This window comes from Weizmannia sp. FSL K6-0777, assembly GCF_038593185.1.
Lineage (GTDB): Bacteria > Bacillota > Bacilli > Bacillales > Bacillaceae_C > Weizmannia > Weizmannia faecalis.
On the sequence record NZ_CP151971.1, the window covers coordinates 1,989,930 to 2,006,639 of the forward strand.

Here is a 16,710-nt window from a genome sequence, read left to right on the forward strand (position 1 = left end):
GAAAGTCCCCCTTTTTCTTCGATAGGGGGATGTCTTATGCATTGTCCGGCCCGAGCCTTTTTTCGAGCGACTCTATCTGGCTAAGAAACCGGCCGGCTTTCAGTTGCAGGCCGGTATATTCATCATAGTACATGGAAATCGCCGTTCTCAGCTCTTTTTTTGTCGAGTCTTTAACAGAAATGCTGCCGAGCCGGTTGATGTCCAGAAAATAAAAAAGCCGGAGCAGGCGGATCGCAGGCTGTGACAACGGGAGCCGGTACGGGTCGCGCGCAAAACAGCGGGGGCAAAGAAGGCCGTTTTCCCGGATGGAAAAAGCAAAGGGCCCTTCCGTGTTGCCGCATACCGCACATTTGTCCATCACCGGGTACATACCGAGTACATTCAGCATCTTCATTTCAAAGATGTCCCTGATAATTTCCGGGTCATAGCCTTCATCGATATATTCGAGCGTCCGGAGCAAAAGCTCAAATAAAGACGGATTCTTTTTTTTATCTTCGACCGCCCGGCCCAAAAGTTCCACCACATAGGCAGCATACGCCGTTTTGAAAATATCTTCGCGGATATGGCGCATCGGTGAAACGGTCTCTCCCTGTTGGAGGGTGGCAAGACCGCGCGACGGCTGAAAAAGGAAATTCCCATATGTAAAAACCTGGGAAACCGCCGCCAGTCGGCTGTTCGGCTTTTTGGCTCCGCGCGCCATAAAGCCTAGCTTCCCAAATTCTTTTGTGTAAATATGCAGGATTTTATTGGATTCGCCGTAGTCTGTATTTTTAATGACGATCCCTTCACATTTTTCAAACAACCTCTCCACCTCTTGCCCGACAGGCAGTACGGCTTATCCTTAAGTAATGGAAAAATCCGCATCTGCCGGATCTTCTTCACGTTCATACCGGTCTTGACGCCGGTCCCTTTCCAGTTCCTTAAAAAGCAGGTACGTATCAATATTGCCGGTATCCGCAAAGACTTTCCAGGTAAATTCTAACATATTCACCACGCCTTTCATGTTGTAGGTCATGAAATTTCTTTAAAAGCCTTTTATAGCTTCACCAGGGGACACGCAAACATTCGGGGTAAAAATTTACAACCAGAAGCGGGCGCCAAAATCAATATTCGTCTTCCCGGAAACCGAAATCGCGCAGCTGGCTGATTTTATTCCGCCAATCTTTCTGCACTTTTACCCATAATTCCAAATAAACTTGCGACCCGAGCAAATTTTCGATATCAGCCCTTGCTCTTTTGCCAATCTCTTTCAGCATGCTTCCCTGCCTGCCGATGATAATCCCTTTTTGGGACGGCCGTTCGACAACGATCGTCGCCATCACGTGAATGACATCCTTGTTCTCTTCCCGCTCCATTTTTTCAATAACAACCGCAATCGAATGCGGCACTTCTTCTCTTGTAAGCTGCAGCGCTTTTTCGCGGATCAGTTCCGAAATGATAAAGCGTTCCGGATGGTCTGTCACCTGGTCTGCCGGATAATACTGCGGCCCTTCCGGCAAATATGCCTTGATGGTATCGAGCAGCCGGCTGACGTTGTTTCCTCCGAGTGCGGAAATCGGGACCACTTCACGGAACGGGTATAAATCTTTGTACTGTTCTATGAAGGCAAGCAAATCATCCGGATGAACGAGGTCAATTTTGTTGATGACCAAAAAAACAGGCGTGCGCACGTGTTTAAGCAGTTCGATAATGTACTCGTCCCCGCGGCCGCGTTTTTCTTCCGCATTGACCATAAATAGAATCAGGTCCACTTCTTTTAATGTATCCGTGGCTGATTTTACCATGAAATCGCCCAGCTTATGCTTCGGTTTATGGATGCCGGGTGTATCGATAAAAATCATCTGTGCGTCATCAGCTGTGTAAACGCCCTGTATCTTATTCCGTGTTGTCTGCGGCTTATCGCTCATGATGGCGATTTTTTGCCCGACCACCTGGTTGATGAAAGTGGACTTCCCGACATTCGGGCGTCCAATGATAGAAATAAAGCCTGATTTATATGTTGGTTGTTCCATGCAAATCCTCCGTTGAATAAGTGCCCGAAAGCAGCTTTACCATTGTTTCCATATCTTTTCCCCTTACCTGTATTTTACTACAAATAGACCCGAAAGTTAAAATGTATTTTTCATCACTTTTGAATATTTTAAAAGTTCGTGAAAATATTGTCGACTCGTGGTGAATTTACACTGATTTTAGCGTCACTTAGTATGCCATGGCCGTTTTCAAGTAGTGTGATTACCTTTATTTTAGCGCAACGGCCTGTGCCTTTCAAATTGCGGCATATCCATGGGAAGACCTCTCTCTTGATGTTCATTTAACGGTGTACATTTAGATAATAGAGTGTCTCCCCATTTTTTCCACTCATCTGCCCTTCGAGAAATTTTACACATACCAGATCTCGTATGCCGTTTCTGTACGACAGTCCGGCTGAAGCAGGGCATCTGCTTTTTTACGCCGAAATCGCGCAGGTAAGGACATTTGGGGGAGGGCCATAAAAAAGAAGCCGCATTAAAAAGCCGCTCCCTGGAATACATGCCATAATTTTGGAAGAAATACGATGCAGCCGATAATGGCCGCAAGCACGGCCCACATCAGGACTGCTGCCGCCGCTGCGTCTTTCGCAAGCTTGGCAAGCGGGTGGTATTTCTGCCCGACAGTCAGGTCAACCGCCCGCTCAATTGCTGTGTTCATCAGCTCCATTGCGATCACGCCGAAAATGGAAATTAAAATGGCGATCCATTCTGTTTTGGAAAGGGAGAAGAAAAAGCCGAGCAAACAAGCGCAAAACGCCGCCAGAAGATGAAAACGGAAATTCCGTTCCTGCCGGATGGTTGCAAACAGTCCTTCCACAGCCGGCCGGAAAGGGGTGCGGTATTTCGGGATTTTTTTATCGTTTAAGTCCATAGCGATCGAGGATCTCGTTTTGGCGCCCGAACATTTCCGTTTCATCTTCTTTTGTCATATGGTCATAGCCGAGCAGGTGAAGAAATCCGTGAACCGCCAAAAAGCCGAGTTCCCTTTCAAACGAGTGCCCGTACTCTTCGGCCTGCTCCCTTGCCCGCGGCACGGAAATAATGATATCCCCGAGTACGCGCGGTATTTCTGCACCAGTAATTTCGATCTCCCCTTCCCCCATTTCTTCAAGCGCGAACGAAATGACATCGGTCGGCTGGTCTTTGCCGCGGTAATCGCGGTTGATTTCGCGGATCCCTTCATTATCCGTAAACGTTACCGACAACTCGGTGCCGTCCTCCACCCCTTCCTGACGGGCAGCATAATCGAGCAATGTCCGGACAAGCTCGAGATGCTCCGCTTCAAGCTCATTTGTTTCATCCATCATATCGAGTGATAATGTCATGTCAGCCATCCTTTTTCTTATTTTTACGGGATCCTTATTTCGGATACTGGATCCTTGAATGAAAGATGCCGTTAAGCGTCTCGCAAAGCGTGCGTTTAACGGTCTCCAGTTCTTTCAAAGTAATGTCACATTCATTAAATTGCCCATCCATGATCCGCCCTTGCACAATATTGCCGACTAAATTTTGAATATCATCGGGCGTCGGATGGTTCATGGACCGGACAGCCGCTTCCACGCTGTCCGCAATATTGATGACAGCCGCTTCTTTCGTCTGCGGCTTTGGACCTGGGTAACGGAACGCTTCTTCTTTTACATCCGGGTTTTGCGCTTTTGCCTTATGGTAAAAATACTGCAGCAAAGTCGTGCCGTGATGTTGTTCGGCAATATCCGAAAAGGCTTTCGGCAGCTTATATTTTTTCAATGTTTCCGACCCGTCTTTCGCATGGGCAATAATAATGTCCCTGCTTGTTTCAGGCGAAAGGCGGTCATGCGGATTCGGGACGTTCAGCTGGTTTTCGATAAAAAATGCGGGCCGTTTTGTTTTCCCGATATCATGATAATAACTGCCGACCCTGGCAAGGAGGCCGTTCGCCCCGATCGCTTCACAAGCCGCTTCGGCAAGATTGGCAACCATCAGGCTATGGTGATACGTGCCCGGTGCTTCCGTTAAAATCTTTTTCAAAAGCGGGTGGTTCGGATTGGACAGCTCCACAAGGCGGATCGGCGACAAAATGCCGAACGCTGCTTCAAAAAACGGCTGCAGCCCCATCACGAACACAGCGGACAAAATGCCGGAAAGAAACGCAAATAAAAGGGTATATAAAAAGTCCGCTTTTACGATTTGGCCGGCATTCAAAAAATAGATGACACAGACGGCAAGCACATTCAATAGCGCTGCAAAAATCCCGGTTTGAAACAACCGGGTGCGCTCCGGCCGTTTCGGTAAAAGCAAAATGCCCCCTGTCCCTGTAATAAGCGCGTATACAACCATCTCGGCGTTAAATGTATCTGCAATGTCGCCATGAAATTCGATGCTCGCACAAGCGGCAAGCAGGGCTGAAAGCAAAAATGCGGAACGGTCCCTGAGCAAAATCCGAGCGAGCAGCGGCGCCATTGCGGCCGGATAAGCGTATTCGATACCCGGAATCTCAAGATGGGTTAAAATACCCGCCAGCTTCATCAATGCCAGGGCGATGACAAGAATCAGCCCGGCCATGACAAGCCGGTTTTGCTTTTCTTCTTCCGTTGCGCGCATCCGGCTCGTATAGAGGTACAAAACGCCAGATGCAAAAAAGGCAAATAAAGCCAATCCGATATACGGCTTAACCGATCCGCTGCTTTTTAACAGCCCGAGCAGCTGGAGTTCGCGGTAAGTTTCCCGGTCGATCAGATGCCCTTCCTGGACGATAACCTGTCCCTGCAGGATTTTCACCGGTTCAACGTTATCCCTCGCCTGCTGCCTTCTTTTTTCCGTCAGCTTTGCATCGTACACATAATTGGGCACGATCGCATATTGACCAAGCTCGGACGCAGCATTCCGGATACCCGCTTTTAACCCCGACCTTTCGATTTGCGAGGCCACCCGGCTTTTGGCTTCAGCCGCATTGTTTTCTGTCACTTTTTGGCTAAGTGCCTCATTGACATTTGTTTCGACAATGTTTCTTGCCGCTTTCAATTCATCCGGGGTAGCGGACAAAAGCGCGCGAAAACTTGTGTCGGAAATCGAACCGGTCACATTGCCGGACACATTTTCAGACAATATTTCCTTCAATTTTGCCAGCTTCTCTTCCTGCAGCCCGCTGCTGTTTTTTCCGCCGTGTTTTTTATTTTTATATTCCGCGTTCACTTCTTCTGCAACGTCAAAAATCGAATCCATCAGCGAAACCCGGTTTTGTGCCAGGCCGCTGTCAAACGTATAGACTTTCGCAACACTGGCGGCCGCCAGCTGTTTTTCTTCTTTTGTTTTTTCATCATCGACGATCGTTTTTGGAGAACGGATCGTATTGTTCGCAACTGAAAATAACTTAATATCATACGTCTGTGGCCTGATGTTCGGATAAAAAATGCCGAATAAAATAAGGGCCAGTAAAAACAGGATCACGAATGTAAACCATTTAAAGCTTAACATCATCCGCAACCTGCCCATTTGCCCGGGAATTTTCATTTGCTTTTCGTACACCGCCTTTTGCAATCGCTCTTAACGGTACCATCATATCAGTTTTCTGGAAAAAATGCATGGCAAAACAACCCGGGTGCCACGGCCCGGGTTATGCGTTTTGATAAGCTTCGATAATTTTCGCAACAAGCGGGTGGCGAACGACATCACTTTCTTCCAGATAGACGAATGAAATGCCGCGGACTTTCTCCAGTACTCTTTCAGCCGTCAAAAGGCCGGATTCCGCGCCTTTTGGCAGGTCAATCTGCGTTCTGTCCCCTGTAATCACCATTTTAGAGTGAAAACCGAGGCGCGTTAGAAACATTTTCATTTGTGCCTGTGTCGTATTCTGCGCTTCATCGAGAATGACGAACGCATCATCAAGCGTGCGCCCGCGCATATAGGCAAGCGGGGCAATTTCGATTGTTTCCCTTTCAATCAGGCGCTGTGTATGCTCCGCGCCGAGCACATCGTTTAATGCATCATAGAGCGGGCGCAAATACGGATCGACTTTTTCCTTCAAATCCCCCGGCAAAAACCCGAGGCTTTCCCCCGCTTCAACAGCTGGGCGGGTTAAAATAATCCGTTTTACCTCGCCGCTTTTTAAAGCATTCACCGCCATGACAACAGCCAAATACGTTTTCCCCGTTCCGGCCGGGCCGATGCCGAACACAAGGTCATGATGGCGGATTGCCTGGATATAGTCGCGCTGCCCGAATGTCTTGATCCGGATCGCTTTCCCTTTCGCATTCCGGGCAATTTCTTCTTCGTACAGGCTTGCCAAATATTCAAGATGGCCCTTTTTTTCCATTTCGACAGCGTAAAGCACATCGCGCCCGCTGATCGGGATGCCTTTTTTAATCAAACCAAGCAGTTCGGACATGACGGCGATCACCCTTTGTGCCGCATCTTCTTTGCCGCTTGCCTGGATCGTTTCGCCGCGGGTGAGGATGTGGACCCCGTAGGCATCCTCAAGCATTTTCAAATGATGGTCGGAAATGCCGAATAAAAGCACTGCTTCGTTTGTATTCTCCAATTGAAGTTTTGCCGTACTTTCTTCTGTCATTCTAAGTCTCCTTGAGCAATTGGTTTTGCGATTGCGATATTTTCTACTACTTCATAATAAATCATCATTTTTAATGTACCATTGCGGACATGTTCTTGCAAAACATATTCATCCGTAACGGTTGCTTCTTTTGGCAGTTTTTTGTGCAAATCCTGCCTTGCTAATTTTTTTGCTTCTGCTTCGGCCTCTTTTTTGGTATAATTTCTGTCCCGCTCTTCTTTCTCACGGACCGTTTCCCTGATAAAGCGGATCGGCAATGTCCATTTTAAAAACTTGACTTTTTCTGCTTCTTCCGATGTCCGGTACTGTTTAAAACGGGGGTTCCGGAAGCCCCATACGTGCAGCTTCATCGACCCGATTCCAATATAATATTTTTGGGCTGCATTGCCGGTGTAGACTTGAAAACGAGAGGAAAGCGGAAGTTCAACCGCCGTTTTATACCACGTTTTTCCGTATACTTTCCCTTTGGCTGCCACAGGGTATTTTTCTTTATCATTCCCAATGACACCGGAAACAAGCAGCTGGCCTTTTTTCACATACTGGTTAATTTTTACAACCGGCTTACCTTTTTCAACAAACATATTTTCCACCACTGCTTTCTGTGAAGCGACAAGATGCTGTGGGCCCGGATGTTTCACCGGTTCCGGCATGTTTTTCTCCACAACGGTAAAATGATAGGTTGTCCCGCGCAGCTCCACGCCGACCCATGTCACGTCCGGAAGATTGTTTGTCAGCTTGCGCTGGATGGTTTCAATATCATCGAGAAAAAACTGTGAATGCCCTGTTTGAATACCCAGTTTGTCCAATTGTTTGCGGATTTCGTGCTCGGTTTTTGGTGTTGCACCTTTGATCTCCACGCCCCAAACCATGTTGGAAAGCACCGTGATCACGGCAAGAAAGAGAAAAAAACCGAACAGGAATCCGGCGTTTTTCAGCGTCCTTTTCCATAAAAAAGGAACGCCGCGCCCCCTTAAAAAGCGGACATGCAAATCTTGTCCCCTTACTGCTTTTCTGAGCTGGTGAATGTCTGAAAGGCGCAATTCGAACGTGACGGCCATAGTGCCCTGCCGCCTGACATTCCAAACAGCGAGGCCGGCCCTTGTCAGCTGGTTGATAAAACGTTCGATCCCTTTTCCCTCAATTTTTACAGCCACCGACCCCTGTAAAAAAGTTACCCAATGATTTTTCAACCATAGCCACCCCTATCCGTTCAAATACAACACTTCATCTATTTTGCCTTCCAGTAAAATTTCTTCGGGCAAGATCGTTTTGATGACAAAAGACCGGCCTTTGATTAACAGCTGCCCGTTTTTTAAAAGCAGCCGGACTTCTTTATCGGAAAAAGTCAAAAGGCCGCGGTGGTTCTCAACATAAATATGGATTTGACCGATCATCGTGATTCTCGGAAGGTCCATCATGACATCCTGCGGAAGGTCCATTTTTTGTGACATCCAGTTTTGCAAATGCTGCCGCCATTTTTTTGCCATAAAAAGAACCCCCTTTCATCTCATATTTATGAAACAAAAAAGGGGTTCATCACTTTATTTGCAGTTTTTTTGTCCGAAACGTCCAGGGCCGTTTGGAAACCCTCGTTTCCTGCTCAAGGATACGGCAAAGAGGCGCAAAAAACATAGCGAAAAGCCGGAAATCATAATGATTTCCGGCTTATATGAGAAAGGTCAGGATAATTGCTGCTGCACAATATTTCTCACAACCGTACCGTCAGCTCTGCCTTTTACTTTTGGCATGACGGCTCCCATGACTTTTCCGAAATCAGCTTTTGACCCGGCATGCACTTCTTCAATGGTCTGCCGGACAATTTCACGCACTTCGTCTTCAGAAAGCTGCTCCGGCAAATATGCGTTCACATATGCCAATTCGTTTTGGACTTTTTCAACAAGGTCACTGCGACCTGCATTTTTAAATTCTTGGAGGGAGTCTTTCCGTTGCTTTACTTCGCGAGAAAGGACTGTTAACTCTTCATCATTCGTCAAACCGTCTTTTCCGAGCCTGATCGCTTCGTTTTGAACAGCTGCCTTAAGCATACGAATTACGGAGAGTCTTTCTTTATCTTTGTTCTTCATCGCTTGCTTCATATCGCTATTTAAACGCTCGAGAAGACTCATCATTCCACCCTCTCTTACCACTTACGTTTTTTAGCAGCTTTTCTAGCAGCTTCTGATTTCTTTTTGCGTCTTACGCTTGGTTTTTCGTAAAATTCGCGCTTTCTATATTCCTGTAAAGTTCCGGTTTTCGAAACAGTACGTTTAAAGCGGCGAAGCGCATCATCAAGCGACTCGTTTTTTCGAACGACAGTTTTAGACATTTCTTTCCCTCCCTCCGAACACAAACGGTTACATGTCAGGTTGAGCAACCCGTGCACTTTATTATTATATAATATCCTCCATAACCGGTCAACATTTGCGCCTTGTCTTTCGTGATTTGGCTTTTGCTTATTTGCCCCGCCTGTTCCTCCTTTTGGTATAATAGAGATCAAAGATGGATGGAAACGATTGGAGGGAGACGATGAATCAACAGGAGACGCTACATATCATTGTTTCAGGAAGGGTGCAGGGCGTCGGCTTCCGCTACCACACCCAATTTTTGGCAAAACAATACAATATATGCGGGTGGGTCCGCAACAAAGACGATGGCACTGTCGAAGTGATGGCGCAAGGCGAGAAAAAAGAGATGGAACAATTTATCCGCGGGCTGAAAAAAGGGCCGTCGCGCTTTGCAAAAGTAACCGGAATGGATATTGACTATTTACAGCAACAAGAACAGTACCGTGATTTTCGTGTGTTGTATTAAATGAATTCCCAAATAAAAAGGCATGTTCCTTCTCCCCTTTCCATATGATCATACGGGGGGAAGGACATGCTTTATTTACTTTCATTTCTTTTGTTAACGGTGACGTTTTTATTCGGCATTCACCGGCTGCGGACCGGGCTGTTTGCCTTATCCGGCGGCCATGCCGGAAACATGCTGAAAAAACTGGCAGGCCGGCCGCTGTCCGCGATGCTGTTCGGGATGGTTTTGACGGCGCTTTTACAAAGCAGCTCCGCCGTGATGGTCATCACTGTCGGGCTCGTTTCTGCCGGAATGCTGACGTTTTCGCAATCGATCGGAATCATTTTGGGCACGAATATTGGCACGACTTTCACACTTGAATTGCTGACATTTGACTTCTCCTCTTTGAGCCTGCCTTTTTTGGGGGCAGGGGCAGTTTTCTATTTTTTCGGAAAAGGCCGCGTCAAAAGCGCCGGGATGATTCTGTTCGGCCTCTCGCTTGTGTTCGGGGCGATGCGCGGATTTGAGCAGCTTGCCGTGCCGGTATCAAAAACCGCTTTTGTCCAGCATTTGTTTACCGTTTTAAATACCCACCTCTTGTCCGCTTTCTTACTCGGAATCTTGCTTTCTGCAGCGATCCAGTCTAGCACCGTGACGATCGGGATGGCGATGGGTTTTCTTGCAGCCGGGGTATTCCCGCTTGAAACCGGGATTAGCATCATGCTCGGGGCCAATATTGGGACATGTATCACCGGTCTTCTGGCAAGCATCGGGGCCGGAGAGGAAGCAAGGCTGACGGCATTTACCCATGTCTGGCTGAATGCCGGAGGGGCGCTTGTGTTTTTGCCTTTCCTCCATGTGCTCGCGGACACCTGCCGGATGCTGTCGGCTAATCCGGAACAGCAGCTTGCCCATGCAAGCCTATTGTTTAATCTTCTATCCTCACTGGCTGTTTTGCCCTTTTCCGAAAGATTTGGCCGGTTTATCATCGCTTTTCATGGAAAAAAATAAACAACCGGGCCCAAAGCCCGGTTGTTTTTGCCATATGCTTTAAAGGATGGGCATTTTATCCGAAAGCTGCCCCGGCCTCTTAAACGCCATTCTGTTTGTGGGGGGCTGCCTTTATATCGGGCACGCCTTTTCGGGCAAACAGGCCCATCTTGTTTTTCGTTACATGGCTTCGTTTACGGCCGGCATGACATCGTCCATCACTCTGACGAACTGTGCTTCATTATATGGATACCCAGCTTTTGTGATTTTCACTTTGACGAGTTTTCCAACCATATCCGGGGTGGCCGGGAAAACGACTTTCAGGTAATTATCTGTATAGCCTTCGTACAGCCCGCTTTCCGGATCTTCTTTGAACGGCTCTTCCGGAATGACTTCAAGCACCTCGTTTTCAAATTGGGATGCGTATTCTTTTGCCAGCTGGTCGCTTAATGCGATCATGCGGTGGACACGTTCATTTTTGATTTCTTCATCAATCTGGTCCTTCATTCTGGCAGCAGGCGTACCTGTCCTGGGCGAGTACGGGAAAACATGGAGTTCCGCAAACCGGTGTTCTTTTATGAAATTGTATGTTTCCATAAACTCTTCTTCCGTTTCACCCGGGAAGCCGACGATGACATCAGAAGTCAGTGCAAGGCCCGGCAATGCTTCTTTCAACTTGGTAATCCGTTCCGCGAACTGGTCCATCGTATATTTCCGGCGCATTCTTTTCAGCACCGTATCGGAACCGGACTGGATCGGGACATGCATATGGCGGACAACGACTTTCGAATGTTTAATCACACCAATCACTTCATCCGTCAGCTGGCTGGCTTCAATAGACGAAATGCGGACGCGTTTCAGCCCCTGCACTTTTTCTTCCAGGTCCCGAAGCAGCATCGCAAGATTGTAATCTTTTAAATCCTGGCCGTATCCGCCTGTATGAATGCCGGTTAAAACCAGTTCTTTATAGCCTGCATCGACAAGCTGCTGGGCTTGCGCGATGACCTTTTCAGGATCCCTTGACCGCATCAGGCCGCGCGCCCACGGGATGATGCAAAACGTGCAGAAATTGTTGCAGCCTTCCTGGATTTTCAGGGAAGCCCGGTGCCGGTCGGTAAAATACGGCACTTCCATTTCTTCATACACACGGTTTTTCATAATATTTTTGACAGCATTGACCGGTTTGCGCTCTTTCAAATACTGTTCAATATACCCAAGCATTTTGGTGCGGTCCTGTGTGCCGACAACGACATCGACACCGGGAATTTCGAGGATCTCGCCCGGCGAGGTTTGCGCATAACAGCCGGTCACGCAAACGACGGCATCCGGGTTTTGCCGGACTGCCCGGCGGATGACCTGACGGCTCTTTTTGTCTCCTGTATTGGTGACCGTGCAAGTATTGATCACGTAGACATCGGCATTCGTTTCAAAGTCGGTTCTTTCATAGCCCGCTTGTTTAAACAGCTGCCAAATGGCTTCAGTCTCATAATGGTTCACTTTGCATCCTAATGTATGGAATGCTACGGTTGACATCCTCTTCACCTCATTAATTCAAAATGGTAACTTATGGCAGAAAGTACATATAACGGCGCCGTCTCCGCCCGCAAAATGCGCGGGCCTAAGCTGCAGGATACGAATCCGGCTGCTTCAAGCCTGCGGATTTCATCAAGGGACAGACCCCCTTCCGGCCCGAAAACGGCCAGTACATTGCCGCCTTCCGATATGTTCGACAATACTTCCGCAAACCGGTGCCGTTCCCCTTCTTTTGCATTTTCTTCAAAAGCAACCAGCTTATATTGATATGTATGGCTTTCTTCGATCAGCTGCTGGAAAGAAACAGGGGGGCTGATTTCGGGCAAGTGGCTGCGGTGCGACTGTTCTGCGGCTTCCCGGGCAATCTTTTGCCAGCGTTCGCGTTTTTTTGCTTCTTTCTTTGTGTCCCATTTTACAACGGATCTTTCCGCAATGAAAGGCAAAAAATGAAAGGCACCCAGCTCGGTTCCCTTTTGGATAATCCATTCCAGTTTATCCGCTTTCGGAAGGCCGCATGATACAGTAACATGGACCGGAAGCTCTTTTACGGCGGTTTCCCATCCGGTAATCCGGGCCATAACGGCATCGCCTGTGATTTCCCCGATTTCGCAAATGCACACTTTTTCATCTGAAAATACACCATAAAAGCGGCTTCCGGCGGACATTCTCATGACGCGCGCGATATGATGGTAATTTTCGCCGTCCAGGCGGATTTCCTGCTCCCCCCGATACGGCCGGTTTAAAAAATAACGCTGCATGGCCTCTCACCCGCGCTTTGCCATGAGCGCAACCCAGTCTTCCATGACCATCGTTTCTTCAATCGTGAAGCCGGCAGAAGTGAGCGCATCCACGACAAGGTCCTTTTTTTGCCGGATGATGCCGGAAGCAATAAAACGGCCGCCCGGTTTGACATGTCCGAATGCCTCTTCAGCAAAACGGGCGATCACTTCAGCAAGAATATTGGCCACCATCACATCGGCTTGCCCGCTTACGCCTTTCAACAAATCATTTTGTTTGACAGTTACCCGGTTTTGGACTTTATTGAGTTTCACATTGAGCGTAGCCGCACGGACCGCCACCTCGTCCAGATCAAGCGCAAGCACCCGCCCTGCTCCGAGCAGGGCGCTGGCAATGCTTAACACGCCGGAACCGGTGCCGACATCAATGACCGTGTCGCCCGGTTTTACCGTCCGTTCTAATGCCTGGATGCACATGACCGTGGTCGGATGGGTGCCGGTGCCGAACGCCATGCCGGGGTCCAATTCAATGATCAGCTCATCGCTTGATACCGGCTCATAGTTTTCCCACGTCGGCACAATCGTAAATTTTTCGGATATTTTCACGGGATTGTAGTATTTTTTCCATGCCGTTGCCCATTCTTCTTCATGCACTTCGCTGATCGTCACCTTGTTCGGGCCGATATCAATATCAAAAGTGGCCAGATTGGTAATCGCCTGTTTGATTTCCTCGACGGTTTCACCTAAAAAGCTGTTTACGGGCAGGTACGCTTTAATGATGACTCCTTCTTCCGGAAAATCGTCCGGATCCAGTTCATAAATTTCACCGAACCGGTCGTCATGCTCTTTCAGCAGCTCATCCGAGTCCTCGATCACAATCCCGCCGGCGCCCGCTTCATACAAAATATTCGAAATCGGATCCACCGCTTCGTTCGTGGTGTGGATCATAATTTCCGACCATTTCATGAACGCCTCACTCCATTCCTGTTTAGTCCCCTTTAAATGCCCGTTTCATTTTGTCAAAAAAATTGCTGCTTTGTTCATCCGGGACCTCTCCACTCGCTTCGGCGAATTCGCGCAAAAGTTGTTTTTGCCGTTCGGTAAGCTTCCTTGGGGTGACAATTCTCGCGATGACATGCTGGTCGCCGGTGCCGTGCCCGTGGACATTCGGCACGCCCTTCCCGCGCAGCCTGAATTTCGTGCCGGATTGTGTGCCGGCCGGAATTTTTAATTTAACTTTCCCGTGCAACGTCGGCACTTCGATTTCGTCGCCTAAAGCAGCCTGGGTAAAAGCAATCGGGATTTCGCAGTAGATGTCATCGCCGTCCCGTTCGAACAGTTCATGCGGCCGGACATGGAAAATAATGTACAGGTCGCCGGCCGGTCCGCCGTTTATGCCCGGTTCACCCTGGCCTGCAACGCGGAGCTGCTGCCCGTCATCGATGCCGGCCGGAATTTTGACATGAATTTTGCGGCGCTTTTTCACTCTTCCGGTACCACCGCAAGTTTTGCATTTGTCTGTAATGATCTTGCCTGTACCGCCGCAGTAATGGCATACCCTGCGGTTTACAATCCGACCGAATGGTGTCGATTGCTCGGTATTGAGCTGGCCGGTTCCGTGACAGTGCGGGCATTCTTTCGGATGCGTTCCCGGTTTTGCCCCGGTTCCGTGGCAGGTGTCACAAGTTTCCTCGCGCGGAATCCGGATGTCCGTCTCTTTCCCGAACACCGCTTCCTCAAATTCAAGCGTCATCGTATATTGCAAATCAGCCCCCTGCCTTGGCGCATTCGGGTCATTTCTTCTGCCACCGCCAAAGAAAGTGCTGAAAATATCTTCAAAACCGAAACTGTCAAAATCCGAGCTGCTGAATCCGCCAAAACCGTTTCCGCCCCCGAAGCCCTGGTTCGGCCCTGCATGCCCAAACTGGTCATATTGAGCGCGTTTCTGGTCATCGCTCAACACTTCGTACGCTTCCTGGATTTCCTTGAATTTTTCTGCAGCATCAGGCGCTTTGTTAATATCCGGGTGGTATTTTTTGGAAAGCTTGCGGTACGCTTTTTTTATCTCGTCTTTCGATGCATCTTTCGCGACGCCCAACACTTCATAGTAATCCCGTTTACTCATTTCTTCTCACTCCCGAAACGTTCACATAAAGGTAATTGTAGCATTCGCATAAGAAAAAAGTCAAAGCCGAGAATAGACCAGACTTTGACTTTTTTCCTGACTCATTGAAAAATGGCCATATTGATTTATCGTTATTTTTTATTATCATCGACTTCTTCAAAATCAGCGTCGACAACATTGTCATCTTTTTTTCCGTCTCCCCCGGCATCCGTGTTTTGCTGCTGTTGTGCCGCCTGCTGATACAGCTTGACGGACAAGTCTTGGACGATTTCCTGCAGCGCATCTTTTTTCTGCCTGATTTCATTGAGATCGTTCTTCTCAATGGCCGCTTTTAATTCGTCTTTTGCTTTTTCGGCTTTGGAAATTTCAGATGCGTCCACTTTTCCTTCCAGTTCTTTCAATGTTTTTTCAGCAGTGAATACAAGCTGGTCGGCTTCATTGCGGAGTTCCGCTTCTTCTTTGCGCTTCTTGTCTTTTTCTGCGTTCGCTTCCGCTTCTTTTACCATCCGTTCGATTTCTTCATCGGACAAAGTGGTGGACGATTTGATCGTAATCTTTTGCTGTTTGCCAGTGCCAAGGTCTTTTGCGCTGACATTGACAATCCCGTTTTTATCAATATCAAACGTAACTTCGATTTGCGGAATGCCGCGCGGTGCCGGCGGAATATCGGTCAATTGGAAACGGCCGAGCGTTTTGTTGTCGGCAGCCATCGGGCGTTCGCCCTGCAGGACATGAATGTCAACGGCTGTCTGGTTATCCGCTGCAGTTGAAAAGATTTGCGATTTTGAAGTCGGGATCGTTGTGTTGCGCTCAATCAATTTCGTGAACACGCCGCCCATTGTTTCAATTCCGAGCGACAGCGGCGTAACGTCGAGAAGCACGACGTCTTTCACATCCCCGGTCAATACGCCGCCCTGAATTGCGGCACCCATCGCCACGACTTCATCCGGGTTGACACCTTTATGCGGTTCTTTCCCGATTTCTTTGCGGATCGCTTCCTGAACGGCCGGAATCCGGGTTGAGCCACCGACTAAGATGACTTTATCGATGTCATTCGCCGTGAGCCCTGCATCCTGCAACGCCTGGCGTGTCGGGCCCATTGTCCGTTCAACAAGGTCTGCCGTCAGTTCGTCGAATTTCGCACGGGTTAACGTCATTTCCAGGTGGAGCGGGCCTGATTCCCCTGCTGTAATAAACGGCAGCGAGATTTGGGTGGAAGTGACCCCTGACAAATCTTTTTTCGCTTTTTCAGCCGCATCTTTTAAACGCTGGAGCGCCATTTTGTCTTTCGACAGGTCGATGCCGTGTTCTTTCTTAAATTCACTGACAAGGTAATCGATGATGGCCTGGTCGAAGTCGTCGCCGCCGAGATGGTTGTCACCGGCTGTCGCGTGCACTTCAAAGACGCCGTCGCCGAGTTCAAGGATGGAGACGTCAAATGTACCACCGCCAAGGTCAAATACAAGGATGGTCTGGTCTTCATCCGTTTTATCAAGGCCGTATGCCAGCGCTGCGGCAGTCGGTTCGTTGATAATCCGTTCGACTTCAAGCCCGGCAATTTTCCCGGCGTCTTTCGTTGCTTGGCGCTGGGCATCATTGAAATAAGCAGGGACCGTAATGACCGCTTTTTCGACTTTTTCGCCCAGATAATCTTCCGCATACGATTTCAAGTATTGCAGAATCATGGCGGAAATTTCCTGTGGCGTATATTCTTTTCCTTCCGCCGTGACTTTGTGTGTCGTGCCCATATGGCGTTTGATCGAGATAATCGTATTCGGATTTGTGATCGCCTGGCGTTTGGCGACTTCCCCTACCTGGCGTTCCCCGTTTTTAAAAGCGACAACAGACGGTGTTGTCCTGCCTCCTTCCGGGTTCGGAATGACTTTCGGTTCGCCTCCTTCCAAAACTGCGACACATGAGTTCGTCGTACCTAAGTCAATGCCGATAATTTTACTCATG

General features: G+C 48.6%; 18 protein-coding genes. 2 read left to right on the plus strand and 16 right to left on the minus strand.

Features of this window, described 5'->3' with window-relative positions:
* Nucleotides 1-34: 34 nt before the first annotated feature.
* The 11 genes from recO to rpsU form a co-directional block, all read right to left on the minus strand.
* Entirely contained in the window at nt 35-802 is a 768-nt protein-coding gene (recO, locus tag NST70_RS09465; RefSeq protein ID WP_014097987.1) for a DNA repair protein RecO, read from the minus strand.
* Between the two features lie 39 nt (nt 803-841).
* Complete coding sequence (locus NST70_RS09470) at nt 842-985, minus strand: YqzL family protein (protein WP_014097986.1); 144 nt, start codon at nt 983-985, stop codon at nt 842-844.
* A 118-nt stretch (nt 986-1,103) separates the two neighbouring features.
* Entirely contained in the window at nt 1,104-2,012 is a 909-nt protein-coding gene (gene era, locus NST70_RS09475) for a GTPase Era (RefSeq protein ID WP_014097985.1), read from the minus strand.
* A 493-nt stretch (nt 2,013-2,505) separates the two neighbouring features.
* Nucleotides 2,506-2,901, minus strand: a complete 396-nt coding sequence (locus NST70_RS09480; RefSeq protein WP_014097984.1) for a diacylglycerol kinase family protein — start codon at nt 2,899-2,901, stop codon at nt 2,506-2,508.
* A complete protein-coding gene (gene ybeY, locus NST70_RS09485) occupies nt 2,885-3,355 on the minus strand; it encodes an rRNA maturation RNase YbeY (protein WP_014097983.1) in 471 nt (156 codons plus the stop codon). The genes NST70_RS09480 and ybeY overlap by 17 nt, the downstream gene beginning before the upstream one ends.
* A gap of 34 nt (nt 3,356-3,389) precedes the next feature.
* Complete coding sequence (locus NST70_RS09490; protein WP_014097982.1) at nt 3,390-5,486, minus strand: HD family phosphohydrolase; 2,097 nt, start codon at nt 5,484-5,486, stop codon at nt 3,390-3,392.
* Nucleotides 5,487-5,622: 136 nt separating this feature from the next.
* Nucleotides 5,623-6,576, minus strand: coding sequence for a PhoH family protein (locus NST70_RS09495; protein ID WP_026683228.1), 954 nt, complete (start codon nt 6,574-6,576; stop codon nt 5,623-5,625).
* Nucleotides 6,573-7,766 carry a sporulation protein YqfD gene (gene yqfD, locus NST70_RS09500; RefSeq protein WP_014097980.1) on the minus strand — a complete coding sequence of 398 codons (1,194 nt, stop codon included), beginning with the start codon at nt 7,764-7,766 and terminating at the stop codon, nt 6,573-6,575. Before yqfD ends, NST70_RS09495 begins: the two co-directional genes overlap by 4 nt.
* Nucleotides 7,767-7,778: 12 nt before the next feature.
* Nucleotides 7,779-8,063 carry a sporulation protein YqfC gene (yqfC, locus tag NST70_RS09505; protein WP_013859690.1) on the minus strand — a complete coding sequence of 95 codons (285 nt, stop codon included), beginning with the start codon at nt 8,061-8,063 and terminating at the stop codon, nt 7,779-7,781.
* A gap of 192 nt (nt 8,064-8,255) precedes the next feature.
* Nucleotides 8,256-8,702: a GatB/YqeY domain-containing protein gene (locus NST70_RS09510; protein WP_026104524.1), complete on the minus strand. Its 447-nt coding sequence runs from the start codon at nt 8,700-8,702 to the stop codon at nt 8,256-8,258.
* Between the two features lie 14 nt (nt 8,703-8,716).
* Entirely contained in the window at nt 8,717-8,902 is a 186-nt protein-coding gene (gene rpsU / locus NST70_RS09515; RefSeq protein ID WP_014097977.1) for a 30S ribosomal protein S21, read from the minus strand.
* Nucleotides 8,903-9,102: 200 nt separating this feature from the next.
* On the opposite strand from rpsU, the gene NST70_RS09520 reads away from it, so the two are divergent.
* Together NST70_RS09520 and NST70_RS09525 are read left to right on the plus strand one after the other, a co-directional pair.
* Nucleotides 9,103-9,387 (plus strand): acylphosphatase, encoded by a 285-nt coding sequence (locus NST70_RS09520; protein ID WP_017550558.1) that lies wholly within the window; start codon nt 9,103-9,105, stop codon nt 9,385-9,387.
* A 66-nt stretch (nt 9,388-9,453) separates the two neighbouring features.
* A complete protein-coding gene (locus NST70_RS09525) occupies nt 9,454-10,377 on the plus strand; it encodes a Na/Pi symporter (protein WP_017550559.1) in 924 nt (307 codons plus the stop codon).
* A 159-nt stretch (nt 10,378-10,536) separates the two neighbouring features.
* Here NST70_RS09525 and mtaB read toward each other — a convergent pair whose 3' ends face one another.
* From mtaB to dnaK, 5 genes are all read right to left on the minus strand, one after another.
* Nucleotides 10,537-11,889: a tRNA (N(6)-L-threonylcarbamoyladenosine(37)-C(2))-methylthiotransferase MtaB gene (gene mtaB, locus NST70_RS09530; RefSeq protein WP_013859694.1), complete on the minus strand. Its 1,353-nt coding sequence runs from the start codon at nt 11,887-11,889 to the stop codon at nt 10,537-10,539.
* A gap of 5 nt (nt 11,890-11,894) precedes the next feature.
* Entirely contained in the window at nt 11,895-12,647 is a 753-nt protein-coding gene (locus NST70_RS09535; protein WP_013859695.1) for a 16S rRNA (uracil(1498)-N(3))-methyltransferase, read from the minus strand.
* Nucleotides 12,648-12,653: 6 nt separating this feature from the next.
* A complete protein-coding gene (gene prmA, locus NST70_RS09540; protein WP_328194387.1) occupies nt 12,654-13,592 on the minus strand; it encodes a 50S ribosomal protein L11 methyltransferase in 939 nt (312 codons plus the stop codon).
* Between the two features lie 22 nt (nt 13,593-13,614).
* A complete protein-coding gene (gene dnaJ, locus NST70_RS09545; RefSeq protein WP_342474902.1) occupies nt 13,615-14,751 on the minus strand; it encodes a molecular chaperone DnaJ in 1,137 nt (378 codons plus the stop codon).
* A 131-nt stretch (nt 14,752-14,882) separates the two neighbouring features.
* Nucleotides 14,883-16,709, minus strand: coding sequence for a molecular chaperone DnaK (gene dnaK / locus NST70_RS09550; protein ID WP_014097970.1), 1,827 nt, complete (start codon nt 16,707-16,709; stop codon nt 14,883-14,885).
* Nucleotide 16,710: the final 1 nt, after the last annotated feature.

Bases quoted from the DNA above. Each gene is read 5' to 3' on its own strand.
- NST70_RS09470 (WP_014097986.1), bottom strand. From the start codon at position 985: ATGTTAGAATTTACCTGGAAAGTCTTTGCGGATACCGGCAATATTGAT.
- mtaB (WP_013859694.1), bottom strand. From the start codon at position 11,889: ATGTCAACCGTAGCATTCCATACATTAGGATGCAAAGTGAACCATTAT.
- NST70_RS09520 (WP_017550558.1), top strand. From the start codon at position 9,103: ATGAATCAACAGGAGACGCTACATATCATTGTTTCAGGAAGGGTGCAG.
- NST70_RS09510 (WP_026104524.1), bottom strand. From the start codon at position 8,702: ATGAGTCTTCTCGAGCGTTTAAATAGCGATATGAAGCAAGCGATGAAG.
- yqfC (WP_013859690.1), bottom strand. From the start codon at position 8,063: ATGGCAAAAAAATGGCGGCAGCATTTGCAAAACTGGATGTCACAAAAA.
- NST70_RS09525 (WP_017550559.1), top strand. From the start codon at position 9,454: ATGCTTTATTTACTTTCATTTCTTTTGTTAACGGTGACGTTTTTATTC.
- prmA (WP_328194387.1), bottom strand. From the start codon at position 13,592: ATGAAATGGTCGGAAATTATGATCCACACCACGAACGAAGCGGTGGAT.
- ybeY (WP_014097983.1), bottom strand. From the start codon at position 3,355: ATGACATTATCACTCGATATGATGGATGAAACAAATGAGCTTGAAGCG.
- NST70_RS09495 (WP_026683228.1), bottom strand. From the start codon at position 6,576: ATGACAGAAGAAAGTACGGCAAAACTTCAATTGGAGAATACAAACGAA.
- rpsU (WP_014097977.1), bottom strand. From the start codon at position 8,902: ATGTCTAAAACTGTCGTTCGAAAAAACGAGTCGCTTGATGATGCGCTT.
- NST70_RS09490 (WP_014097982.1), bottom strand. From the start codon at position 5,486: ATGATGTTAAGCTTTAAATGGTTTACATTCGTGATCCTGTTTTTACTG.
- NST70_RS09480 (WP_014097984.1), bottom strand. From the start codon at position 2,901: ATGGACTTAAACGATAAAAAAATCCCGAAATACCGCACCCCTTTCCGG.
- dnaK (WP_014097970.1), bottom strand. From the start codon at position 16,709: ATGAGTAAAATTATCGGCATTGACTTAGGTACGACGAACTCATGTGTC.
- NST70_RS09535 (WP_013859695.1), bottom strand. From the start codon at position 12,647: ATGCAGCGTTATTTTTTAAACCGGCCGTATCGGGGGGAGCAGGAAATC.
- dnaJ (WP_342474902.1), bottom strand. From the start codon at position 14,751: ATGAGTAAACGGGATTACTATGAAGTGTTGGGCGTCGCGAAAGATGCA.
- era (WP_014097985.1), bottom strand. From the start codon at position 2,012: ATGGAACAACCAACATATAAATCAGGCTTTATTTCTATCATTGGACGC.